The sequence below is a fragment of the Mycoplasma paraquilae genome, from assembly GCF_048284415.1.
Lineage (GTDB): Bacteria > Bacillota_I > Bacilli_A > Mycoplasmatales > Metamycoplasmataceae > Mycoplasmopsis.
The window spans coordinates 228575-254311 of record NZ_JBLVZU010000001.1; the positions used below are offsets into that span (position 1 = coordinate 228575).

The 25737-nt window shown below is 28.4% G+C and carries 20 protein-coding genes; 6 read left to right on the forward strand and 14 right to left on the reverse strand.

The window, feature by feature from the left end:
* Positions 1 to 55: 55 nt before the first annotated feature.
* Genes ACNQ12_RS00975 through ACNQ12_RS00990 form a run of 4 tightly spaced genes read right to left on the reverse strand, consistent with a single transcriptional unit; the run spans position 56 to position 6129 of the window.
* Positions 56 to 382, reverse strand: coding sequence for a Smr/MutS family protein (locus ACNQ12_RS00975; RefSeq protein ID WP_416754296.1), 327 nt, complete (start codon positions 380 to 382; stop codon positions 56 to 58).
* Positions 370 to 906, reverse strand: a complete 537-nt coding sequence (locus tag ACNQ12_RS00980) for a cysteine hydrolase family protein (protein WP_418036906.1) — start codon at positions 904 to 906, stop codon at positions 370 to 372. Before ACNQ12_RS00980 ends, ACNQ12_RS00975 begins: the two co-directional genes overlap by 13 nt.
* Positions 899 to 1756 carry a bifunctional DNA-formamidopyrimidine glycosylase/DNA-(apurinic or apyrimidinic site) lyase gene (gene mutM, locus ACNQ12_RS00985; protein ID WP_416754294.1) on the reverse strand — a complete coding sequence of 286 codons (858 nt, stop codon included), beginning with the start codon at positions 1754 to 1756 and terminating at the stop codon, positions 899 to 901. The genes ACNQ12_RS00980 and mutM overlap by 8 nt, the downstream gene beginning before the upstream one ends.
* Complete coding sequence (locus ACNQ12_RS00990; RefSeq protein WP_418036907.1) at positions 1756 to 6129, reverse strand: PDDEXK-like endonuclease domain-containing protein; 4374 nt, start codon at positions 6127 to 6129, stop codon at positions 1756 to 1758. Before ACNQ12_RS00990 ends, mutM begins: the two co-directional genes overlap by 1 nt.
* Positions 6130 to 6287: 158 nt before the next feature.
* On the opposite strand from ACNQ12_RS00990, the gene ACNQ12_RS00995 reads away from it, so the two are divergent.
* On the forward strand, positions 6288 to 9788 hold the full coding sequence (locus tag ACNQ12_RS00995; RefSeq protein WP_418036909.1) for an MIP family Ig-specific serine endopeptidase: 3501 nt from the start codon (positions 6288 to 6290) through the stop codon (positions 9786 to 9788).
* A gap of 379 nt (positions 9789 to 10167) precedes the next feature.
* Here ACNQ12_RS00995 and ACNQ12_RS01000 read toward each other — a convergent pair whose 3' ends face one another.
* Positions 10168 to 11136, reverse strand: coding sequence for a hypothetical protein (locus ACNQ12_RS01000; RefSeq protein ID WP_418036911.1), 969 nt, complete (start codon positions 11134 to 11136; stop codon positions 10168 to 10170).
* A gap of 29 nt (positions 11137 to 11165) precedes the next feature.
* Positions 11166 to 11387 carry a hypothetical protein gene (locus ACNQ12_RS01005; RefSeq protein WP_418019075.1) on the reverse strand — a complete coding sequence of 74 codons (222 nt, stop codon included), beginning with the start codon at positions 11385 to 11387 and terminating at the stop codon, positions 11166 to 11168.
* Positions 11388 to 11717: 330 nt separating this feature from the next.
* Between ACNQ12_RS01005 and ACNQ12_RS01010 the strand changes: the two genes are divergently transcribed.
* The 5 genes from ACNQ12_RS01010 (at position 11718) to ylqF (ending at position 16063) form a co-directional block, all read left to right on the forward strand.
* A complete protein-coding gene (locus tag ACNQ12_RS01010) occupies positions 11718 to 13589 on the forward strand; it encodes a ribonuclease J (RefSeq protein ID WP_418036913.1) in 1872 nt (623 codons plus the stop codon).
* A gap of 104 nt (positions 13590 to 13693) precedes the next feature.
* Positions 13694 to 14236, forward strand: coding sequence for a tRNA (cytidine(34)-2'-O)-methyltransferase (locus ACNQ12_RS01015; RefSeq protein WP_416754235.1), 543 nt, complete (start codon positions 13694 to 13696; stop codon positions 14234 to 14236).
* Positions 14214 to 14945: a TrmH family RNA methyltransferase gene (locus ACNQ12_RS01020; protein ID WP_418036915.1), complete on the forward strand. Its 732-nt coding sequence runs from the start codon at positions 14214 to 14216 to the stop codon at positions 14943 to 14945. The genes ACNQ12_RS01015 and ACNQ12_RS01020 overlap by 23 nt, the downstream gene beginning before the upstream one ends.
* 7 nt (positions 14946 to 14952) lie before the next feature.
* A complete protein-coding gene (locus tag ACNQ12_RS01025; protein ID WP_416754233.1) occupies positions 14953 to 15216 on the forward strand; it encodes a DivIVA domain-containing protein in 264 nt (87 codons plus the stop codon).
* Positions 15209 to 16063, forward strand: a complete 855-nt coding sequence (gene ylqF, locus ACNQ12_RS01030; protein WP_418027236.1) for a ribosome biogenesis GTPase YlqF — start codon at positions 15209 to 15211, stop codon at positions 16061 to 16063. Before ACNQ12_RS01025 ends, ylqF begins: the two co-directional genes overlap by 8 nt.
* A 73-nt stretch (positions 16064 to 16136) precedes the next feature.
* On the opposite strand, the gene ACNQ12_RS01035 is transcribed toward ylqF, so the two are convergent.
* From ACNQ12_RS01035 to ACNQ12_RS01070, 8 genes are all read right to left on the reverse strand, one after another.
* Entirely contained in the window at positions 16137 to 17783 is a 1647-nt protein-coding gene (locus ACNQ12_RS01035) for an MHO_4530 family protein (protein WP_416754230.1), read from the reverse strand.
* Positions 17783 to 19969, reverse strand: coding sequence for an ATP-dependent helicase (locus ACNQ12_RS01040; protein ID WP_416754228.1), 2187 nt, complete (start codon positions 19967 to 19969; stop codon positions 17783 to 17785). Before ACNQ12_RS01040 ends, ACNQ12_RS01035 begins: the two co-directional genes overlap by 1 nt.
* 2 nt (positions 19970 to 19971) lie before the next feature.
* Positions 19972 to 20625, reverse strand: a complete 654-nt coding sequence (locus tag ACNQ12_RS01045) for an RDD family protein (protein ID WP_416754227.1) — start codon at positions 20623 to 20625, stop codon at positions 19972 to 19974.
* A complete protein-coding gene (locus ACNQ12_RS01050; RefSeq protein ID WP_416754225.1) occupies positions 20625 to 21644 on the reverse strand; it encodes a glycosyltransferase in 1020 nt (339 codons plus the stop codon). Before ACNQ12_RS01050 ends, ACNQ12_RS01045 begins: the two co-directional genes overlap by 1 nt.
* 108 nt (positions 21645 to 21752) lie before the next feature.
* Entirely contained in the window at positions 21753 to 22853 is a 1101-nt protein-coding gene (locus ACNQ12_RS01055) for a hypothetical protein (protein WP_418036918.1), read from the reverse strand.
* 105 nt (positions 22854 to 22958) lie between these two features.
* Positions 22959 to 23552 (reverse strand): FMN-dependent NADH-azoreductase, encoded by a 594-nt coding sequence (locus ACNQ12_RS01060; RefSeq protein ID WP_418036920.1) that lies wholly within the window; start codon positions 23550 to 23552, stop codon positions 22959 to 22961.
* Positions 23553 to 23639: 87 nt separating this feature from the next.
* The gene (locus ACNQ12_RS01065; RefSeq protein WP_418036922.1) at positions 23640 to 24641 is read right to left on the reverse strand and encodes a nicotinate phosphoribosyltransferase; all 1002 of its coding nucleotides are present in this window, start codon (positions 24639 to 24641) and stop codon (positions 23640 to 23642) included.
* 41 nt (positions 24642 to 24682) lie between these two features.
* Complete coding sequence (locus ACNQ12_RS01070) at positions 24683 to 25732, reverse strand: MAGa3780 family membrane protein (protein ID WP_418036924.1); 1050 nt, start codon at positions 25730 to 25732, stop codon at positions 24683 to 24685.
* Positions 25733 to 25737 lie beyond the last annotated feature (5 nt).

The window sequence follows — 25737 nt, forward strand, 5'->3', positions numbered from 1 at the left end:
GGAAAATTGTTCCACATTTATATATAAAAAAACACCACGAGGGTGTTAATTAAAATTAAAATTTGTAACCTGTAAAGATATCTTCTAAATCATCTTCATCCAGCAGTTCATCTTCAAACTCTTCTTCGTCATATAAACTTGAATTTGAACTAGAAAAGCAATCTCTAGAGTCTAGATAGTAAGCAGCTCCATCATTTTGAAGATTGTATTTAATCTTATTTTTCACTAAAAAAGTTTCTAGAGCAGCCTTAAGTGTTCCAGTACCATTTCCAGTAATAAATAGTACTGAGTCAACTTTATTTCTTTTTAGGTCATATAGATGTTTAACAACTTCAACCATTGCTTGTTCAGAAGTTAAACCGTGTAAATCTACTGTTCTCATGTTTTAATAATTACTCCTGCATTTTTTAGGGCTTTTAAGCCTATTTCAGTATATTGCTCAGCATTGTGCTCTTTGCTATCATATGTAGCAAGTGCATTTTGAAATACGATTACATTTTTATCTGAATGAATTTTACTTAAGTATGTTTTTAAAGTTAATCCTAATTGCAAGATGCAAATATCTGTGCAACATCCTACTAAATAAAATTCATCATACAGGTCCCAAGTTCTTGTTGGTATGTCCCAAAAGGCATTAGTGGTATTCTTATACACAATTTCTTGTGCATAAGGAGCTAATGGAGCCACAATTTCAGATTCAGGATCATTGGCCAAACAATGAAGTGGAAAAAGCTTCATTTCTAAATCATCAGCCGAATGATGGTCGCAAACAAATAAATTGTGTTCGAAATCCTGAGCAATATCAGCAATAGTGGGAACTATTTTAGCGATGTTGGAGCTTGCTAGAGCTCCTTTATAAGCAAAACCATTTAACATGTCTACTACAATAAGTAGTCTTTTATCCATTACTTTCCTTTTGACAGTTTGGGCAAAAACTTGTTCCGCGACCATTTTGCTTATAATCTAATTTTACTTTTTTTATTAAAGAATGTTTACATGTGGAACAAAGTTGTCCTTCTTTTCCATAAACTTGCAATTTTTCCTGATAGCTCCCTTTTTTAGAGTTAACGGATACATATGTATGGACTGAGGAACCACCAAGAGCTACTGAATCATTCATAATATCTCCAGCAGCTTGAAGTAATTGGGCTAATCTGGTTTTTGAAACTTTATTGCATTTTAACATTGGATACATTCTAATGCGATATAAAGCTTCATCAGCATAGATGTTACCAACTCCTAAAACTAATGATTGATCAAGTAAAACTGATTTAATACTAATATTTTTACGTTGCAATTTGCTTCATAAATCATCTATATCAACTTGGTGCGGCAAGTTAGCCAATTTTTTAATTTCATAAATGCTGCGAGTATCACTTGATGGAATGATTTCAAATGAGCCAAACATACGGGCGTCATTATAAATCATTACAGTATTGTTATCTAAATAAAAATAAATATAGTTATGATTTTCTTGCATCATTGGGTTTGAACTGTTTATGTCTATTACATAATATTTTCCAGACATTCTTAAGTGTGAAATCATGCGAGAATTATCATTAAAAGTAAAGAGAATAAACTTACCGTAATTACATATTTCTTTTATAGTTTTGTTTTTTAAGAAATCAATAAATTGGCCTTCAGAAGCATTTTTGATTAATTTATCTTTTATAACTTTAACATCTATTATTTTGTGACCACTAGTTAAAGAATTTAGAGTGTTTGTTACAACTGTAACTTCAGGATATTCTGGCATTATTTACCTCCTCTTTCATTAGTGCTCCTTAATATGTCTATAACTTGTTGTATTGTAACTGCACTTTGACGTTTGTAGCCTAGTAACTCAAGAGCAATTTTTGCTAGCTCATCATAGTTGATTTCATTATTAAATTCTTTAGCCTTAGCTAAAAAGTTTTCTCACTCTTTAGAATGTATAAATCCAATTTCTCGTCTATCAGCATCATATGCAGTCTTAAATTTAATTTCTTGATTATTTAGTCCTGTGTTGTAGGCAAAACCATTAATAATTTTAAATCTATAGTTATCTAATACTAGATTGATATTTTTTGGATTCGTATAGACTTTTTGAATTAAAACTTTAAGTTCTTTAAGGGAAATTACATTAATATGTTCTTGTAGATATATTGCTTTATCGCGAATTAGGGTATTTTTTCTAACTTCTTTTAGATTGATTAAGGGTTCGAAACAACTTCTAAAATCTGCTTTCGCAACTTGCTCAATAAGATTTTTTGATTCTAGAGTTTCATTTAAGCTAGGTTTAATTTCTTCAGGGAAAGAAAGGTGTTTTTGAATAAAGTTAGTTAATTGTTCCATTTCTAAGTCTTTATTCTTAAATCAATCAGTTGATCACATACGATAAATGACTCAACCACGACTCTGTAAAACATTACTACGTAAATAATCGCGATCTTTTGCTACACGTGAGGAAGCAAATGTTGTTCCATCACATTCAAGTCCAAGCACATACTTGTTTTTCTTTTTATCATAAATAGCTAAATCAATTTTAAAATCACTTGCCCCAACATTAGTATGTACAATGTAACCTAAATTGGTTAATTCCTCAGCTAATTGAACTTTAAATGCTTGTGTCATAGCACTGTTTGAAGTAACACTTTGAGCACCTACTTCAGCATTTTTAAGTAAGTCTTTCAAGAAAGCAACTCCACGTGCTGGACTTTTATTTGTGTCAATATCACTATATTTAAGCGATGAAACTATAAACATTGCTTCTTTAGCACGTGACGCTGCTACATTTAAACGTTTATATCCTGCATCTTGATTAATTGCTCCGAAATTATGTGAAATCTTACCTTCAGCATTAGGGCCAAATCCAATCACAAGCAAGATAATATCTCTTTCATCTCCTTGCACATTTTCAATATTTTTAATAAAGAATTTTGTTTTAGATTTAGGATTTAAGAAAGACTTGTATTTTTCATTACTATTTAAAAATCTATTAAGATGCCTATCCAAATAGTTCGCCATAGTGATATTTAGAGTAATAACACCAATAGTTTTATTGTCACCAAACTTGTCAATAATTTGCGCTAATTTTTTAATAGTAGCATCGGCATCTAAAACATTTTCCCGTTCTTCATAAGTACCATTGGTATAAATAAAATTAAGTCCAGTAAAGCGATCTCCATTTGAAACACTTGGGAAAGAAATAAGTGTATTATCATAAACATTGGTATTAGATGAATAAATTAATGATTCATATTTTGAACGATAGTGTCATTTTAAAGCAATTGATTTAAGGAAAGACGCACCAGCTGAAAGTATTGATTCATATGCGTCAAGATCATAAAAGTTCTCTTCATCAACTTCATCTAGATCGGATTTTTCTTCAAAGAAACTGGTAGGTGGTAATTGTTCAACATCACCGCAAATAATGTATTGGTTAGCTCTAAAAATTGAAGTTAAAGCATTTTCTGTTTTAATTTGACTAGCTTCATCAATAATTAGGACATCAAAAGTAGCGCTTGAATCTTTCAAGTATGTTGACACCGAAAGAGGTGACATCATTAAGCAACGTTTCATTTGTAAGATAGCATCGCTAGCTTCTGACATGACATTTTTCACTGATTTTAGTTTACGTGACTTTGAAGCTTCTGCCTTCAATATTAGATAGCTCCGCTCAGTACCAAGAAAATTAGGTACTTGTTTGGTGCAAGCTTCCAAGGCATTGGCATAGGCATTTTTATTTAATATAGCAATATCATTTTGATATCTTTCATGCAAGTCTTTTAGCTTAACAAAGTCATTGGCTAAATTGTTTTTAATTAAAATATTTTTAATATTTCAGTTAGCATATGATCATTTAAATGTGTTTACAAATAAACTATCATAGTGACCTGATTGTAAGAAACTTAAATAGTTTTCAAGGCCAAATTCAACTAGTTTCAGCTCTATATTATTTTTAGTAACTATCACATAACCATTATTTTGCTCTAATAGTAAACTGTCAACAAAATTCATGATTGCATAGTAGTTTTCGGCATCTAATTCAACATTGAAGCTTCTGAATAACTCCTCATAATTTCTATTGATATCGTTAATCAATTCTTGTAATTGTTCGAATGAAAAGCGTGCAACAGGAGCAACTTCTTTGGTGTAGTTTACAGCAAAACTAAATTCTGAATCAGTAAAGTTGTTTGCTAAAGATTCAAAGTTTTGAATCAAAATATCAACCAAAGTAATATCACTAATATCAAATTGAAAAGTTAATGAAGGTAAAATGTTTTGAATCTTTTCAAATATTTTTTTCGCTTTTAAACTTGCTTTATAAAACTTTTTAGCACTTCTATAAGAGCTAATGTGAGCATTTAGTTTGAAGTCATGTTCACTTAAGACATTTTTGTTAGCTTTATATTGTTTTGAAAATGCTCTAAAAAAGCTATTTTTATTTTCTTGTAATCAGCTCTGTAAAAAAGCAATATTATTTTGATTTATAGCATTAGTAGCTTGATTAATACTTAATAATTTTGTAATTTGTTTATAAAGTTTAGAGATTTCTTTTAATGTTTTTAATTCAGAATTAAAAGTAAAGTTATTTTTCTTATTTCAATTGGTTTTAGTTAAAACAAATGTAATATTTTTGACTTTTTCAATCTCACTAAATAACTCATTATTTTTAATAAAGATATAATCACTATTACCTAGTAAATAGTTGAGTTGAGTTAAGCTATTTTTAAGTACATTTAAACAATTAATTATTTTATTAAAGTCAACTTCACTAGCTCGCATGACCGAAAATCATTTTGAATAATTAATTTTATTGAATGAATATAATATACCTTGATAATTTTTTAATAAGTCATATATATCTCGAAGTTCTTCTTCTGAATAACTTCGCATAAAGCTAAAAGATTCAGAAATTGGTAAATAATTTTTTATTTCAAGATAGTTGTTAAATAATGTGAATAGAGGAGTGGTGTTTTTATCGCTATCTACTAATATATTTTCATAATCATTAATTAAATTGACATATTGAGAAATGTTACGATTCATTTCGTCTCTGAATGAATTATTTAATTTAGGATAGCTTTTTGTTTCTTCATAATCAGCAAGTAATTTTTTACAAAATCCTTTATTATTATCATCACTATGAAGCCTTAGTATAAACTTTCCAAAGCCCTTTTCCGATAATGTATTATAAACAACATCAACAGCAGCTGTTTTTTCAGCAACAAAAAGCACTCTTTTCCCGCGTGACATTAATTCAGTAATAATGTTGCTAATAGTTTGAGATTTTCCTGTCCCAGGTGGACCTTGAAGAACAAAACTATGACCTTGAATAGCAGCTTGAATAGCTTTTTCTTGAGAACCATCAGATTCAAGGCAGTGATAGTAATTTAAGTAGTCAATTTTTTCATCAATATCTTTATCAGAAATTAGCTCAAAATTAAAGTTTTGCATTTGACCATTTAATTGCTTATAAAAAGCTGATTCATCTAGAAGGGCCTTGTTTTGAATCAAATCGTTATAAATGCTTATTTTAGAGTATGTAAATACTCCAAAATATGCAAGCTTTTTAATAGATATTTGCTTTTGATCACTGTTTAATGAGCTTAAAAGTTGGTTTTCTAATCAAGTTAAATTGTCTAATATTTCAACAAAAGTATTTTTTGTTTCTAAATATTGTTCTAATACTCCTAATAAGTCAAAATTATATTCTGTTTTAAATTTAAAAGCCAGAGTATAGTTGGGCTCAATGTTTTCAAATGATGCATTGATAAAATAATTATCTTTTTCATGACTTAATTCAGCATTAACACAAAATAATGGTGAATTAATTAAATTATTATCACGATCTTTTCAATTTAAAATTCCAAGTGCTAAATTTAAAATGTTAATACCAGTTTCTTCGATTGAAAGACGATTAAATTTGATAAATTTATCAGCCATTTTGCTAAGTTCAATATCTGAAACATCAGTCAACATAATGCCATATTTAGATGGGATGCTTTTATCATTATTCGTTAATAAAAATAACCCCTCTGCATTTTCTTGGATTGAGTCAATAGCTAAATATTTTTCGGTTTTGATTTTGACCAAATTATTACGCAAAGATGTGTCAAGTAGTTTGTTTAATATATTTTCGAACATGATTCTCCTATTTTGATGATTTAAATAAATTTAATTACTAAGTAATTAAAGTTTATCAAACTTTAATCTTTTTTGCTGAATTTTTAGGTAAATGAAGTGATATTTTCATAATTTCCATATTTATAAAAAAATAGCTAATAATAGAATAAAATTTATATATGAAAAAATTGAGTAATTTATTTTTAATATTTTGAGCTTCATCAGCAACTTTATTGCCGGCTGTTTCGTCAGCTTGCGATTATGTAAATTTTGGATCTGACCAAAAATTAATTGAACGAATTAAAGAACTTGAACATGAAAATGAAATTGTTCAGACTTCTTTAAATGCTAAAATTTCTGAATTAGAAACAACTAAAAAAACATATGACCAACAACTAGCTAAAAAAGATATTCAAATTAAACAGCACCAAGAAAATATTGCTCAATTAAATATTGAGCTAGAAACTTTAAAAAACAATAATAAAATTAAAAATATTGAATTAAAAAGCCAAATTGATCAATTACTGGATAAAATTAATAGCATTAATGATTTAAAAATAAGTTACCAAAATCAGATCAAAACTAATCAAGCTGAATTAGAAGAACTTAAAAGTTCAATGAGTTCAAATCAAGATACAATAGATAAATTAAACAAGAGTTTAGAAGTCAAAAAAGCCTATCTTACAGAGTTAGAGAGTAATATTAATAGTTTAAATGCACAAATTGAACAGTTAAAGAAAGAGATGGAACAAAGTGAACAAAATTTAACCAAAAAGCAAAATGAAATTAACCAAAATAAGAAAATTATAGATATTTTAAGCCAGGAGAAATTAGCGCTAAATCACCAAGTTGGTGAGCTTAAAAATGAAAAAATTAAGTTGCTTAAAGAACATGAAATAGAAATTAGTAACAAAAATAAAAAGATTGTTAGTCTTGAATCCTTGTTATTGGAATCAAACAGTCAATCATCTAAGCATACAAATGCTAAAAATTTATTAGCCATTTATGAAGCAGACTTGCCACTTCAAACCGAATGTGCTTTAGAGTTTGAGGCATTAAAACTAGCTGTAAATGACATTAAAAATGATAATAATAAAGAAAATGATGCTATCTTATCTGCTAGTTATTCAAGTGCACTTACGTCAGCAATTAGTTTATATACAGACTCAATTACTAAACTTAATATTATAAATAGCGAATTAGAAAGTCATTCTATTACATTGCCAACGAATAAATTTAAAAATTTAATTGAATATTTAAAAGAATTAATGTTTTTAATCAATCGTAACAAAAATCAAGTTATTCAACAATACAATAGAAAACTTGAAAGCTATGCAAAATCATTCAATCTTATTTCGAAATACCAAGTGTCTTATAATCCAATTATCGATAATAAGCAACTTAATTTACCTAATTTAATTAGTCAAGCTAGTGATAATTTAAAATTTAATATTTGATCTTACATTTCTTTAAACATTTCGGAATGTGACCAAATGAATATCGCTTCTATACAGCCTGATTTAAAACAAAGCTACCAAAATTTAAAAGACCAGCTTACTAGAAAAAGTTACATTAATTTAAGCTTTGAATACTTGCTTAGTTCATTTCAAACCTTGCTTAAAATTAAAGAAAATTTGATTAAAGCAAGTGAAAAAGCAAGATCAGAAGCTTATGAAAACAAAACCAGTACTTTAAAAGCTATTGAGGAATTTGAAAAAGATAATTTTGACATAATAAATTATATAAATGTACTTCCTGCTTATAAAGAGTTGCAAAGACTAATGGAAGCTGTTGGTGATAGCAAAGACAATTATGATATTTTATTAGAACTTTGCACTAAGGCAAAAGAAAAGCTGGTTCAAGTCAGAAATGAATCTGCACAAATAAGAAATTACTATAATAATTTAAAACAAGAAGTTAATAAATCAATTTCTGCTCTTAAACAATTGCAAGCGGAAATTGATAAGTGAGTTAATACTAGCCAATACTATAAGCAAAATGCTGAAATTCAAGCTATGCTGCAACAAATTTCTTCAGGAATAGGTGTTTTAGAGTCGATAGATTGAAAAGTTGGGAAGCTTGGTGACATAAACTCTAAGATTCAGAACAGCGATAAAACTAAAGAAAATATTCAAAAACTATGAGATAAATTTGAAGCTGACATGAATAAAACTAGAAGGACAGAAGAAATTGCGAAGTTTTATAAAGATAATCATGCAACAGTAGAAAAACTTATAGTAGCAATTAAAGCTCAAAGAAATTTAGCCTTTAGCAACTACAATATTTATGATTCTATTTTTAAACGTACTTTTAAAATAGTGTTTAATAATCAAAATGATGCCAATAGTAATGAATACACCTACACACTAGGAACAGCCTGATTATTAGATTATGTTAATTTAGGGAATAATAAATATCGTTTATATTTAGGCACTAATTTACACGTGGCTAATGCAAATATTGATAAAAATGATTATTCTGATAATAGACAACAAAATAAAATAGATAATGGATTCCATACCAATAGCAGTTTTATTGGGTTTGATCCTAACTGAAGTGATGGCAAAAATCAATATTACATGTACCAATTTATGAACAATTGAGACTCTCACGCCTTGTATATTCCTAAAAACTTTTATATAGCGACTAATTTTATTTCACCAGATAAAGTTAAAGGTAATGTAGCAGCTGATTTTGCTGTGCTTGAATGATATGTTGACTTAAATGAATTTGCTAAATGAAGTCCAAGAAACTTTTCACAAACAGTGCAATTTTATGATCCTGAAGCTAGTGTTGCAGGTAATAGTGGTAAAGTAAGAAAAGAATATAGTACCTTAATTAATACAGGCCAACTTCAAGCAGCATATGTTCAACATATTAAAGACGCTATTGCTCAAGTTGATGCTTCAAAGGTAGCTGTTGAAAAGCGAAAAATGGCAAACTTTAGTTCAAATCTTCCTTATATCTCAGTTGATTATATGTCGGCTGAAAATATTTTAAAAGAATACAATAAGATGTACCCAGATAATAAAATTAATAATTACTTAAAACCTGAAAGTTATAAAACAGCTATTTATTTAGATAACTTTATAAATAATAAACTTGGAAACAATAAAATTGATAAGGAGCCTAATAATGTATTTATTGCGGGTTACCCAGCAAAAGATGGTAATAAAACTGAAATAAATGGTGACTGATCTAAACTTAATGAAACCGGTGATAATATTTATAATTACAATCTAACTGATCCAGTAGCTGAATACAGTGTAGAATTTAACCCTAAAAGTACAATAGATTATAATGGTATTTTATATGATAGGTATATGCTACAATTTTATTCATCAAGTGTAAATAATTTGACCGGTGGGTCTTCTGGTTCTATAGCAGTTAATCAAGATAACTTACCTATTGGAATAAAATGAGGCTCTATAGTCAATGGAGAAACAAAGTATTTTAATGAATCAGGACTTGTGCACTCATATCGTGATGTTGTGGTTTCATTTGTAAACAGCTTTGATAAACTATTTTATTCAGCAAATAAACACAGTAATACTCTATATGCTTATAATTTAATTGATGGAACCAATAAAAATAATTATCCATATCAAATTAATTCATATCGCCATGAGTTAGTTAAACGTTATGGAACTGAATATAAAACAGCTTTATTTAATAAATAATTTAAGTTCTTTTATCATTAAAAGCTTAAATGTTGCTGTAATACATGTACACCTTGTTACATATTAAAGTAATAAGGTGTTTTTTATACCAAGTTATAAAAACTTTCTTACATTTTCAACTCATATTGAAGTAAAAAATATCATAATTGTATCATATAGTACTTATATTCTGATTGTGCACTCTTCCAATGGTGTATTAAGATTTAAAAGCATTAATTAAATAAAAAACTATTTAATATGTTAAATTTGAATTAAAATAGTAATTAATAGAAGATAAATATGTTTTGTTTTATTTTTCTGCAACAGGTAGTTTTGAATGAAAAAAGCACCCCCTATTAATTTAGGAATGTGCCTAAAATTTTCTCTTAATTATGTTTTTCTATTTGAATTCAATTGAAAATATAGCGTTATCCTTAGAATTAAGATATTTACCAAGCTTTTTAATTCCTTCAAAATCTTGTGTATTTAGTATTGCATACTCCTCATTTACATTATTATCTAAATCAGAAATTTTATGCTTTGCGCTATCTACAATTTTATTAACCATTTCAATAATCTGATCTTTTGATGGGCCTAATGCTGAGTTCATATTTCCTAATGTTGAATTAATATATATTTTAGATAAAGCATCTACATTCTTACTAAAGATATTATCAGCATATGTGGCAAAATTTAATTTTTTGTTTAGTGTTATTCTTGCTTTTACATTAATTGAAATTTTTAGTAAGACTGGTTTTGCTTGAGGGTTACTATAAAACTTTTGTGTTTCGGCAATTAAATCTTGAATAATTTTATTGGCTTGCTCAACAGATTTCATATCTATATTATTGAGATTAATATTTGCTGTGCCTAGGTCTTTTATTTCTGCATCTTTAAAGTTGTCTAATTTTTGTATAAAATCAGTTCCACTTGCTTCCCCAGCATTTGCTAAATATTTTAACGGTGATTTTGCGTTGCCGATTGACATTTTAAAGAAATCAGCTGGCATATTTAAAATATCTTTATAAAAATTGCTAAAATTTGCAAAATCTGATTCATTTATGTTGTTCATAGATTGTAATGATTGTGATAATAGACTATTTATATTCATCATTGGATGCATTGTGTTTGAAATGCTTGTTATTTCTGGAGTGTTATTATTTAGTGGCATAAAGCTTGAAACAACTACATTAACATCAAAAGTTTTTGAATTTTGTTTTTTATCTTTCATAAATGTGTCAATGCTTTTTGCTAATGAAACCATATTTTCTTCACTTGAAGCTTGAGTACCACATTGAGCAGCTACTAAAGGCATAAACACTGTAGATGATAAAGTAAGTGGGATTAGTATTTTAGTTAGTTTTTTCATATTTTTCCTTTATTTTAATATTTATAAGTTTAAAAAGTTGAGTCCTTATAACTTGAATTTATTGTAATAGTTTTACTAGTCATTCCGCGTAAGCAACCTGGGCAGCAGCAACGAATTGCATTTGGGATATGGGAGATATTGTTTTTCTTTACTGTTGCACTAGTTGTGAATGAAATAGCACTGTAAATTAATGGTGTAGCAATTAAGCTTGTTGCAAGAATGCTTAGTAAAACTTTATTTTTAATTTTCATATATATCTCCTTATTTATATCTTAAAAATTATATAAAATTTAGCTTTTTCAATATGCAAAAAAGTTGGTATTTTAGCTTTGTAAAACAAAAGGAAAAATAAATGTAGCTTTTATTTAGAAACAAAAAATGTATTTTTGAGCCATTATGCAAGGTAAAATGGTTTTGAATATATTTATAGCCTTATTTATTAATAAAAAACACTTTTACTATATAATTATCATGATAAATACATTTATGTATTTTATTCACTTATTTCAAAAGATAATAATTAATTTTAATGAAGCGTTTTTTCATTATCTTAATTTCACATAATTTTTTAAGGAGTTATTATGAAACAAAAACAACCTACAGAAATTTTTGCTTTAGGTGGTGTTGAAGAAATTGGTAAATCAACCTTAGTTGTTGATCACCATAATCACATTTTTATTATCGACTCAGGTATTAAATTTGCCGATACATTCAATACAGGTGTTAAAGGAATTATCCCAAACTATTCATACTTAAACAGACCCGAAAAGAAAATTGAAGGTTTATTCATTACTCATGGTCACGAAGATCACATTGGTGGTGTTGTATATTTAGTACAACAAACTAGAGTTAAAAAGATTTTTGCGCCAAGAATAGCAATTCAATATCTTAAATTAAAATTCGAAGAAAACAGAATTAAAAAAGAGATAGAATTTATCGAAATTGAAAAGAATGAGGTTTATAAATTTCCACTTGGATGTCGTGCAGACTTTTGAACAGCTCAACATTCAATTCCGGATGCTTTTGGAGTTAGATTAACTACCCCAAATGGTTCACTTATGTGTACTGGAGACTTTAGATTCGATTATACACCAATCGGAAATTACACTGACTTTGCTAGATTGGATGAAATCGGAAAAGATGGATTAACAGTTCTGCTTTCTGATTCAACCAACGCAATGCGTCCAAATCACTCACCAAGTGAATCTGATATTTTAACCGATATTGAACGTCACATGCGTTCAGCTAAAAAGAAAATTATTATTACTGCATTTGCTTCAAACTTAACTAGAGTAAAAGTTATTATTGAACTAGCTGCTAAACTTAATAAAAAGGTTATTACTTTTGGACGTTCAATGATTCAAGGAGTTAAAATTGGTCGCAAATTAGGATACATTAACGTTGGTAATGATGTTATTATTGATAAAAAAGACCTTGCTAATGTAAAAGATTCTGATTTAGTTATCTTGACAACTGGTTCACAAGGAGAACAACTTGCAGCTTTATCAAGAATGAGTTATGGTAAGCATGCAACTATTAAAATTACTAAAGGAGACTTAATCATTTTCTCTTCTAGTCCAATTCCCGGAAATAGAATGGTGGTAGAATTACTTGTTAATAGACTTTATAAATTAGGGGCTATTATTAAAGAAAATGGTGTTGATGGTTACTTGCATACATCAGGGCATGCATACCAATGAGAACATGATAAGATTTTTACATTAACTAAACCAAAATACTTTTTACCATATCATGGTGATTATAGAATGTCGCTTGTGCATGGTCAAACAGCTGTTGCTAATGGTGTTAAAAAAGAAAATGTTATGATTCCTCAAAAAGGTCAAATTTTTGAAATGCTAAATAATGTAATTACTCCAACAGAACGTTTTGTGGAATATGGTCCAATTTATATTGATGGGAATACTGTTTTAAGTGTTTCAGAACATATTCTAGCAGATAGAGCGCAGTTAAAAGATTCAGGATTTGTTAACATTATTTTTCTGTTAGATAGAAATAAAAATACAATCCTAACTCGTCCTCAAATTGTAACTCGTGGAAGTTTCTTTGTTAAAACTTCAAAAGAATTAATAGAAGAAGCTAAGAGAGTTGCTCATGGAGCTGTGCTATACCACATTAAGAATAATGAAAATTGAACCACCGAAGAACTAGAAGCAATTGTGCGTGAACGCTTAGCTACTTTATTCTATAAAGAAAAACGTAGAGAGCCAATTATTATACCTACAATAATCTACACAGATGAACCTCAAGATCCAAAATTAAATAAAGCTAAAATTAAATTCACAAATAATAAAGATGAAAGTGAAATGGAAGGCGAAACTAATGGTAAAAAACTTCGCAAATCACTTATTCAAGAACTTGAAAGGACCAAGAAATCAATCTTTGGCGAAGTTGAAAATGATGAACTTGACATCGATGAAGAGGATGAAATTTAATTACTTATCCACACAGTAAAATGTGTGGATATTTTTGCTTTTAGCACTTGCTACAAGGCAAAAAACACATAAAGTAAATATGATAAACACTGTATAATATAATTATGTTAAATATAGTATTATACCAACCAGAAATATGCCCAAATACAGGGAACATTATTCGCACATGTTTTGCTTTAGGAGCTAAATTACACATTATTAAACCAATTGGATTTGATCTACATCCAAAATGATTAAGAAGATATGGCGCTGGAAGAATGCTTTCAGACATTCCTCACGAAGTTCATAAATCATATGCTGATTTTGCTGCTAAATATGGTGAAAAAAGAATCTTTTATATTACAAGATATGGCCTTAAATCATATACAGATGTAAATTACAAAGAACAATTTGAGAATACAGGTGAGATTTGATTAATGTTTGGAAGAGAATCTACCGGAATAGATAAAAAAGTTCTACAAGATCATTTGGATGATTGCTTAAGAATCCCAATGGTATCGGCAATGCGTTCAATTAATTTAGGTAACTGTGTAAGTATTTTAGGATTTGAAGTTATGAGACAACTTGATTTCCGTGATTTATCATTATATGAAGTAGAAAAAGGAAAGTACTTCTTAAGAGATTATGTTGAAGAAAATCACAAGTAAAAGCAATTCCACTATTAAAGAACTAAAGAAATTACAAGACAAAAAATATCGTACTAAAGAAGGAAAATTTTTAATTGAAGGCTATCACTTAGTGCAAGAAGCTTCACAAGCTGGCTTATTATTAGAAACATTTGAATCTAATCCAGAAAATATTAAGTATTCTAATTCAACACTTGTCACTAAGGAAATTATTAGGGAATTAAGTGATACAACTACTCCACAAAGTATTGTTGGAGTTTGTTCTTTAATTCCGAACGGAAAAATTGGCTCAAAAGTTTTGTTTCTAGATGAGTTACAAGATCCAGGTAATGTCGGTACCATTATTCGACTAGCCAAATCATTTGATATTGATACAGTCATTATTAATAAGTTTGACTATTTTAATCCTAAGACTATTCGTGCATCACAAGGAGCCTTTTTTAAAACTAATTTAGTTGGAACTAAAGATGGTGTTACTTTGTTAAATGAATTAAAAAATCAAGATTATCACATTTATGCCACTGTGTTAAATAAAGAAGCTAAAAAATTAAATCAAGTTAAATTTAAACAAAATAAATTTATTATTGTAGTTGGGAATGAAGGCAATGGAGTCACCTCTCAAGTACAAGCCTTAAGTGATGAATTTATTTATATCCCAATCTCATTTGAAAGTTTAAATGTTGCTTGTGCTACAGCTATAGTGTTAGATAAAATTAGAAATAGGGAGTAATAAATTTATGAAAGATAAAGTAAATGACTTATGTGAGAGAATTAAGAATCAAACTTTTAGTTTAAATTTAGAAGGATATAACAAAAAAGAAGTTGATGATTTTATGCAACTTATTTTTGCTAATTTAATCGACGAACAATCTCAAAAAGAAGCTTTAACAGTGGAACTAGAAAAATATAAAGAACTATATCAAAAAGAATTATTAAAAAATCAAATGCTCGAGGAAGAAAATAATCGCTTATCAAAAGAGGTGGAAAAGATTTATGAATAATGAAAATGAAAACAAATATCAAAATTTAATTCAATGATATCCTGGTCATATGGCTAAAGCTATGAAGGATTTAAAAGAAAATGCTAATTTAGCTGACTTATTTATTGTTGTGCTTGATGCTAGATGTCCAATTAGTTCATATAATGAGGATTTTGATAAGATTGCTCCCCAAAAACCTAGATTATTTATTATTACCAAGTCAGATTTGATGGATAAAACTAAGAAAAATAAAATACAAGCTAGATTTAAGGGCGAAAATTTATTATGACTTGATTTAAGAAATCAGTCTTCTAAAAAAGTAATTTTGAATAAAATTCAATCTATTATGAAAGACAAAATTGCACGAAATCGTGCTAAAGGTATGCTAATAACCCGTATTAAATCGTTTGTAGTTGGTGTTCCTAACTGTGGAAAGAGCACTTTAATTAACTTAGTATCTGATAAGAAAACCCTAAAAGTAGCTAATTATCCAGGGGTTACCAGGGAAAAGAAATGAGTAGTTAATGGAGAATTTTTATTCCTAGATACTCCAGGTATTTTATTGCCTAAGTTTGATAATCAAGAAAATGCTATCAAACTACTAGTAACGGGCGCAATTAAGTTAGAAAACTTCCCACAAGAATTTTGCGCTACTAAAATTTATGCATTAATTTCAGATTACTATCCTGAAAAGATTGAAGCTTTAGGACTTATACCAAGCCAAAATGATGTAGAAATATATGCTCAATTCCACCAATATGCTATCTTAAATAATATTTTTAAAGATGGGGGCAAAGTAGATTTAATTCGTGCATATACTTTATTTATCAACTGAGCTAAAAATCTTAATGATGTTACATATGATTAGAAAGCAGCCATTTGGCTGCATTTTATTTACAGTAAAAAATCTACACTGTAACGTGTAGATTAGATGTTTTAATTTATATATTTTTATCTTCAGTGTAGTAACAAGCAAATACTTTTGCCTTAAGTACAATTAACTCATCTAAATTTTGAGGTGGGTTTTCATAAATAACCTTAATGTTATTGTTTGAGGCTAAGTTAATAACGTTAATGCAATCAAAATACACTTTAGTACTATTTAGATGTTTTGTAACTTTTTCACCTATAACAATGGCTTTTAACTTAGTATCATTAATGATATTAATTAAGGCTTTATCAATTTCATCAATATACAATGCAGTAGGAATTGAATTTCTAAAATTATCTTCAATTTTGCGTTTTAAATTGAGATGATCAAAGACATTATTATAAGCATAAATCAAACAAATAGGTGAGTCTTTTGTATTGTTTAGATCTTTATTTAGATATACTTCTTGACTAATCTTAACAAGTAAATTGTGGTTTGTTTTATTTGCGTTTTTTTCAACATATTCATATCAGTACTTTTCATATTCATAATTTAGAATTGGAATATTTCTAAAAAAGTGATTTCACTTATTATCATTTGTATCGTATGAATCATTCGAAACTGATGCGATAGTTAAATTTGAAGATTTTTGAGATTGATAATTTTTAATTGGAAAAAAGTTAATGTGCATGTTATTTAAATCTTTATTTAATAAGGAATTTTCATTACGATATCTAACTAATTGATTATTAAACTCTTTAAATTGTGGAGTATTGATAAAATCAAGAGACAAATCAATATAGTTAGTATAATGATTAAAATCATTCAAAATATTAAATAAAGAATATGCAATTTTGGCAAGTAACATTTCACGTGAATATTCAGTTGCTAACTTAGTGTTGCGGAAAATGGTAGCTGCTATAAAACACTTATTAAAGTTAATGTTATTATTGATGCTACGAATCTTATTTAAATAATTGTTATAAGTGTGGTGTCCTTTATCTTTAATTACCATAAATAAGAATCCATTTTGCCTAAAAATAGGAGTGCGTTTATAGGATAAATCAAATTGATTAAATAAGTCTTCTAAGTATTCTGAATCAATATCTCTTTTTATATAGTAAGGTTTTAAAGCAAAAGCAATAATAATGTTATACTCTTGCTTAAATTGTGTATCAAAGAAAGTATTTTTATCACCCGATATTTTATTTATTGAATTAAACTTTTCATTTTTCTTACTTCAAGAAATAGTACAGTTGTATTGACCGTTACCGATTGGGTAAATCTTTAAAAAATATGAACTATTAATTTGTGAGATGCGATCAAATCAGTATATTAATCTCTCATATGGAGTTAATAAAGTCTTGACATTAGTATTAAAAGTAAAAGGCATTTCTTGCTTACGCATAATACCTTCTTCAATATACGAAGTTATGTATTGTTTAGTTTCGCCATCAAGTACTTCTAAAAAAGTATCTAGCTGAATAAACTTGTATTGTTGAAATCTTAACTTTTTGGCATCAAAAATAGTTGAAAAAGCATAATTCTTTTCACTTAAGCGTAACACACGTTTATTACTTGAATCTAGCATAAAAAGAATTATTCCAGATGATGAACGTGCATAAAAGAAATATAAAGTTAGAAAAAATAGGATAGTAAGTAGGATGATTGCAATAAAAACACCTATTACTACACCAATAATAGATGATGTTGACATTATTGACCTATAACCTTAATTGCGGAGTGATTTTTATTTAATGTTCTAACTTTTTTGTCTTTGATAAATTCGACAACAATTTCGTTTGGTGTAACTTCTAAAACTTCACCTTCTCCAAACATTATGTGACTAATAATATCACCTACAATAATGTGATTATTTGTAATAGTTTCTTCTTCATTGCCAAAATGACCAAAGAAACGATTTTTAGCATTAATAATTGTGTCATTAACGTCTAGCCCCATCTCAGTAATAAATCTAGATGGTTGTTTATCAATATCAGTCCCAATAATTTTACCTCTTGAATCTGAGATAAAAAGTTTATTTTTAGCTCTCGTTACAGCAACATAAGCTAAACGTCTTTCGTCTTCTAGAGTATTAGAATATCTACCTTTGGCAGAAAATTTAGAGCTATGATCAGACTCTAATGATCTACGGTTAGGGAAAATCCCTTCAGACATACCGACAATAAAAACATTGTCAAATTCAAGTCCCTTAGCAGAGTGAATAGTCATTAACGAAACATAATTAGGCACATTGTCATATTCATCTGAAACAGACATTAATGCCACCATATTCAAGTAATCAGAGACAGTTTTATCTTTGTTTTTTTCTTCTCAGTTAGCAATTGAGTTGATTAATTCCTTAACATTATCCTCAGCTGATCCACGTAAGTTTTCATTTAGTGCAATGTGTTCATAGTATTTAATTTCTTCAAGGAATTTATTTAAAGTGATACTAATTTTGTTATGTTGTAATGCCTTAGCATATTTAATTACAAGCACCATAAATGGATAAATTGATTTAACAATTTTGTCATTTGGAATTGGTAGGGTTCTAATATCTTCTTGTAGAGTTCTGAATAATGATTTACCTTGCTTTTTGGCATATTCTTTTAATTTAGATAATGTAGCATCACCAATTCCACGATTAGGGACATTAATAATTCTTTCTAAAGCAATATCTTTTTGCTCAGCAATAACTCTTAAGAAAGCTAAAGCATCTTTAACTTCAGAACGTTCAAAGAATTTAGTTCCATTAAATATTTTGTGGTTAATATTTTCTTCAATTAATGCTTCTTCAAATGGACGTGAGTAATAGTTTGAACGATATAAAATAGCAATTCCTTTGAGTTGGTTCTTTTGTTTCTTTAATTCGTTAATTTTTTGAATTACTCATCTAGCTTCAGCTTCAGGTGAAAATCCATGATAGAATTCTACATCATCCCCTAGATCGTTAGCTGTAACTAAATCTTTATGCAATCTGTTAGTGTTTTTTGCGATCAATTTATTAGCAGCATCTAGAATTTTTTGTGTTGAACGATAGTTAATATCTAAAATAATTGTTTTAGCATCCGGGAATTCTTTATCAAAGTTTAAAATTAAGTTAACATCAGCACCACGTCAATTATAAATAGTTTGGTCCGGGTCACCCACAATAGTAAAATGAGTATTTTTGCCAACAAGTAACTTAATTAAGTCATATTGAATTCTCGAAGTATCTTGAAACTCATCTACAAGTACATATTCAAATTGCTTTTGATAAATAGCAGCTACTTCTGGGTGAGTTTCAAGAAGCAATTTAGTAAGTGTAACTAAGTCATCAAAGTCTAATGAACCTTTTGAAACAAGCTCGTTTAAATATTCTTGATAAACATCTGCAACAACTTTTGAATATTCAAATGTTTTTAGCTCATCTTTTAATTCTTTGTATGTTAATTCCATATTTTTGGCATATGAAATGTATTCGATCATACTTTTGTAACTTATATCATGACTTGAAACTCCAAGTCTACGATAAATGTCACCTAGAATTTGCACTTTATCAGGTTCATCAATAATTAAGAAGTCATTATGAAACCCAAGCAAACGAATGTGTTTTCTTAATAACTCTGCACAGAAAGAGTGAAATGTGGAGATTTTTAATTCATTCTTTAAACTTTTACTTGTATACTGCAACACTCTTTGCTTCATTTCATTTGCAGCTTTGTTAGTAAAAGTCATGGCTAAAATATTTTTAGGTCTAACTCCTAAGTCATTGATTAAGTAAGCTATTTTACGAGTTAATACTCTTGTTTTCCCAGAACCAGCCCCAGCAATAATACGTAATGATGTGTCAAAATATTCAACAGCCTCACGTTGTTTAGCATTCAAATCGCTAAGTAAATCAGCTTTAATTAAGTCCATAGTTAATCTCCTTGTATTTGGTCAGTTTGATTATAATATCTAAATGTTCTTTCTGTGTAGTAATATGGGATGAGAATAATATCTTTGCTTGCAATTACTTCAATGTATTTATCTTCAACAATTCTTGAGGTAAATGCGATATCAAGTATAGTTAGTTTTTTCTTGTAAAAAATTAATAGGATATAACCTAAAGTTTGGAGTAAAAATCAAGTTCCCATTAATGCAGTAATAATGGCTGTTATAGCTTGAATAGTTGGATTTTGATTTGCTTCACTAATATCTTTGTACTGACTTAAATTAATTGAAGCAGTAGTTGAAAGGACGATGATAAAATTCAATGTAACAAATAAGCAACCTAGAATATTACGCTTTAAAATTAAAATGTAATGGAATTTCTTATCGCCGGACGATATTAGTTTCAGATTAAAAATCCACATTCCTATAGTTTTGCCACCAATTAGGCAGGGGAATAAAATGTAATAACAATTCAATCAAATTGTTATCAAAATCATAGATACATAGTAATATTTGTGATTTGTGGTTAAATTGCCATTCGGTTTGCTAACAAAAATAATAGCAATAGCAATAGCGATAAAAAGTAAAAAATCAATTAAGTTCGAGAAGAATCGTTTAAAGAATCCTGCGTTTTTATACATTATTCAAGATTGTCCAAAATTTTACTTTTGTTTAATTTAGCATAGCTTTCTCTCAACATGCTAGTTTCAGTATTATCAACAAGCATATACATATTAGTTGTTAAGAAAGTTTGAAAATCATTGCTATCTTCTATTTTTTCAAGCATTTCATCATGCTTTTGAATTAAGATCTTACTTCTTTTTTCTTCTAATTGCTCCTTATCATTTTTTGAAAAGTGTCTATATACGAAATAAGTTTCTGATAAAAATCCAGTAAGAAGCAATTTGACAAAGTAGTATTTAGCATATTTAAGTTCTTCTTGAATTTTTAAATTCATACGTTTTGAGTTTTCTTCAATAACCCTAAAAGCATCTAAGGCAGTTTTGGTATTAAATCAAGTATCTGAAGAAATGAATTCACGAATAATTCTAAAGTCTAAATATTTATATTTTTTAGCTTCCATCATTAGCAAGTAGTTAACTTCTAAACACATTAAAGTGTCATTTGAAACTTTTGGTTTATATTTAGCAACTTTTTTAACTAATGATTTTTTAAAAATTTTGTTAAAAATGAATGGATAGGTGTAGGCTAAAACATTAGGATTTTTGCTAATATCTAGAACTTTATCGAATTCTCCTCTTTCTTTCGGTTTAAAACGAACTGTTCCAACTAGTCTTGGCTTAAATTCTAAAACATCAACATTAAAACGTTGGGCATGTTCGATCATATCACCGATAAAATATCTTTTAATACTTGAGTCAGAATTAATTACAGTTACATAATCGCCCTTAACAATTCTAAAAGCACTGACAAGGTTATGTTGATATGAATTATCTTTTGAGTTAGTAATTAAAACTAATCTGCTACCAAAAAATTCATAGTATTTACGAGCGATTTTGAAAATATTTTTAGCTTCTGAGTTTTTATTGATGCATAAAATAACCTCAAAACTTTGAGTTTCTTGTTCTTTTAATGAGGCTAAAAATGTATCTACATATGATGCATCGTCACCCACAAGTGAAATTATTGATAATCTCATATTTTTACTCCTTAAATTTATAATTTAATTTTATCATATTTAAATATTTCATATTTAAACTATTTGCAATATAGTGCTTTTTATCAGGAAAAAGAAAAAAACCCAACATTAGCTGAGTTTTGTTTTTGGGTAATAAGTTTCGATTAACTGACCTGATAAATTATTTAAATATTTGATAATTGGTTTAGCCATTAAATGTGTACATATAATGTTAAGTGGTAGTGGTAAAAGTGTTTTAAATGCTACAAAAACCATAACTTCAATTAAAGAGTCTGTTATTGTTTTTAAAACTTCATCTCCAACTTTATATAATCCAGCTATTAGCATTTTATACGCTAAAGCTTTTTCCGCAACCATTGCTTTTACTTTTTCGAATTGAGAATCCTCATTATTTTTTGCTAGTATTTTGGCGTCATCTCAATCTTTATGTGGTTTTCTAAAATCAAGTTTGATACCTTTAGCAACTAAATTATCTTTTTTCAATGTGATTGTCAATGATCAACCTTTTTTCAAGTCTTGGTCAATTTTTGCAATTTGTATATCTTGAGCTAATTTAACATTTCCATTTTTAGCCATAAATGTTTTAATTTGATTTACTAAAGCATCATATTGTTCTTTTTTACCTTTATTAATTGCGTTTTCTAGTGTGACAGATCCAAGTAAGCTTCCACCAGCTTCTTTAATCATGTTTTTAATAGTTGTTGTAAATCATTCTTCATTTACATAATAATTATTATATGCACTTTGAAGAGCTTTTTCTGCATTTTCAAGATCTTCTTGATTTTTTATTTCAATTAGCAATGTGTCAAGTTTAACATTTGTATCTATGGTTTTTGAATTAGCTTTATCTAGGAGAGTTCTAAATTCATCTTTAGTATATTCAACTTTTTTATCAAGTTTAAACTTTTCACCTATTTTTATATTGTAATGAATAGAAATATCTGTAAATGATGCATCATCCATAAATGCTTTAGTTTCATTCTCGAATGTTTTAGGAAGTGCATTTAATTGTTGAGGTGCTGTAGCAACTAATTCAATGTTTTTGACCTTTTTAACTGGTGTTTTAACTATAGGTGTAACAACTGGGTTTTCCCCAGGGTTAGTATTGTTATTAGCATCAGTTTTGTTATTACATTGTGTTGCAACCATTGGTATTATTGAAGTTGTTAAGCTTCCAAAAGTTAGTAATATTCAGTGTTTTTTCTTCATTTATTCCTTTCTTAAATATAGTTTACAAAAAAAAAAAAAAAAAAAGTGAAACCAGTTGTTAAATTTTCACAATGTTCCACAATATTATATTTTAAAGTTTTAAGCCTATTTTATAGCTGTTTTTATTTGATTATCAATATGATTTTGTAATTCTTCTAATTTTATTTCGCTAGTTGGCTTAACTTTTGTACCATATCATTTAATGTGTTGCACTTCTTGAGCACCAAGAAATTTAAAAGTTCCTTCCAATCATAAAGCATGAGTTCCTCATGGATATCATCCTTCTGGAGCTCCTTGAGTTGAAACGATAATAACTTTTTTAAGATTAGTTAGTAGCCCAATTGCATCGCCTTTATTTGAATATTTATAACTAAAAGTTTTATTTGCAACAGAAATTGAATCGATAAAATTTTTAACAATAACTGGTGCAGAGAAATTGATCATTGGATTAGAAATAACTAATATATCAGTATTTTTAACTAATTCAATTCATTTGTCTGACTCAACATCTTGTCAGTATGTTGACATATTTTGACTAGTCATAAAAACTTTAGATAAAACTGTTTCATTTAGATCGATACGAGTAATTTGATTATTTGGTTCTTTTTGGTATTGTTCTTCTATTAAATCTAAAATTTTATGAGAAGTAGAAACCTCCTTAGAAAGTACATGTGCATCTAAAAGTAATATTTTTTGCATATTTTTACACTCCTTTTTTAACTTTTTAATAATTTTACATTATTTTGTAATTTTCCCAAGGTTAATAAAAAAGAGCTTTTGCTCTTTCTATTTGTATGTAATTAAATTTGGATTTTTTCTATAACTACGACCCTCTTTAGCTTGAAGCTGTCCATTTAAAACAGTTGCATCAGCTGAAAAAGAATTGTTAAGTTTAAAAATACTTTGTCCTACTCCATAGTAATCGACAGGCGCATTTAATTGTTCAAACATTTGAATCTTTTCAGCATTAAATCCTGATGAAACTACAATTTTATAATTTGTTGCTCCTGCTTGGTCTAAAGCTTTTCTGAGTCTAAAAATTTGTTCAGGGTTTACTCCATATTGTGGCTCTTCACCATCAAACATGTGATCTACCATATTTTTTGAAGTATCAATTCTAACACCTCAAACTTTATCTCCTAGAGCATTTCAAACTTTTAAAGCATCAGTGATAATATCATTATGGTAATCAATTAAAGCAATTAACTTGTTATTAGGAAATAATTCATGGTATGCACGCGTAGCTGCAACAACATCTCCATTAAACCCTTGAATTAAAACATGAGGCATTGATCCAAAAACACTTTCTTCTTTAACTGATGGGTCTTTTTGTGCTAAAGTTGAAACTAACTTAATTCCACCAACTCTTGCTGCATACCCATCAATTTCTTGATTAATATAGTGATCAGCACGATCGCCCATAAAAATAACTTCCTTACCTTTTGCAGCTTTTACACAGTGATATGCGTTTGTTGCAATTGATGTATTACGAGTTAAAACCCCATCAATTAATCCTTCTCAAATTCCAAATTCTTGGTATTGCCCTTCTAGTTCTAGAACAATGTCTAGGCTATTGATGTGACTACCTTCTGGTAAATATCTAATAATATATTTACTAGTGTCAGTTTGAGTTTTTAAGATGTCAAGTACTTCGTTAATTCCACATAAAATTGCATCATCTTTCCTTTGAAAAAATTGCATTACAATTTTATTTTCTGGTAATTTAGTTGCAAGGATATCTTTAGTCTTTTGAAAATATGAAGCGATATATTTTTCTTTTTCTTGCATAATTCTCCTATTTTGTAGTTATAGAAAACAAACTAATTAGCTTAGTTTGTTTGATCTTGATTATTATTTTGTTCAAGAAGAGCAGCATTTTTTGTTTCAATAGTGCTTGCTGCTAGTAATTTTTGATTCTTTTTATCTAATTTGGCTTGTTTAATTTCAGCTTTATGTTTCGCTATAGCTTCGCGACTTTCAGGGCGAATGAAGTAAACTTTTCTACGTTTTCTTTGTCCAGGAAGTAAAATTCTGAGTACTTTACGGAGTGTAAATCCAATTACGGGAGCTGTAAAAATGGCACATAAAACCATTACTACATCTAAAACTACTACAACAAATAAACTATCTCCAGTGTATCCTATAGGATGATAGAAAGAAACGACTCCGTAAATCGTTACACCTCTTTGTAATTCAGTTCCGCCAAAAGGCTTCATAAATTTATAACCAATAAAGTAAATTGCAACTGTAAATAGTAAGTAAGCAATAGGTCAAGCTGCAAAACCTCAAATTGATCTAGTTGAAATCCGGACTCTTTTACGTTCATAAGCAAATAGCGTAAATAATCCTAAAAATGGTGCTCCAGCATGCATGATTAATGTTTTAATCATTTCAAATGGGCGATTTTGGGTGATGATGCTATTATCAAAAATAACACCTCCTCAATATCCTAACATCACTATAATGATGTACACCATAGAAGCAAAGTAGAATGTTTGAGCTCTACGAGACTTTTGGTAAAATGGGTAAATAAAGAGAGTTACACCCATTAAAACATTTGACATAAATGTGAATCAATATGTTGATCCACCTCAAAATAAATAAGTGGCATTCGGATAAACCAGTTCAGTGATTACACGTTGAGCATTTGGATCACTTGAGTCATAAATTTCTTTCATATCATCAAGGATTGTATGTCCACCTGGTCCAGCAATATTATATGCTTCAAGTACTCAAAGACTTCTAAAATGCCATTCCAAAATTGTAATTGTTATATACGTAACAATTAAAGTAAAACCGATTGCACAAGTTAATCAATCTTGTCATTTAAAAGCTCTAAATAACCTTGAAAAATAGTTTCTGATTCTTTTATTTTTCATAAATC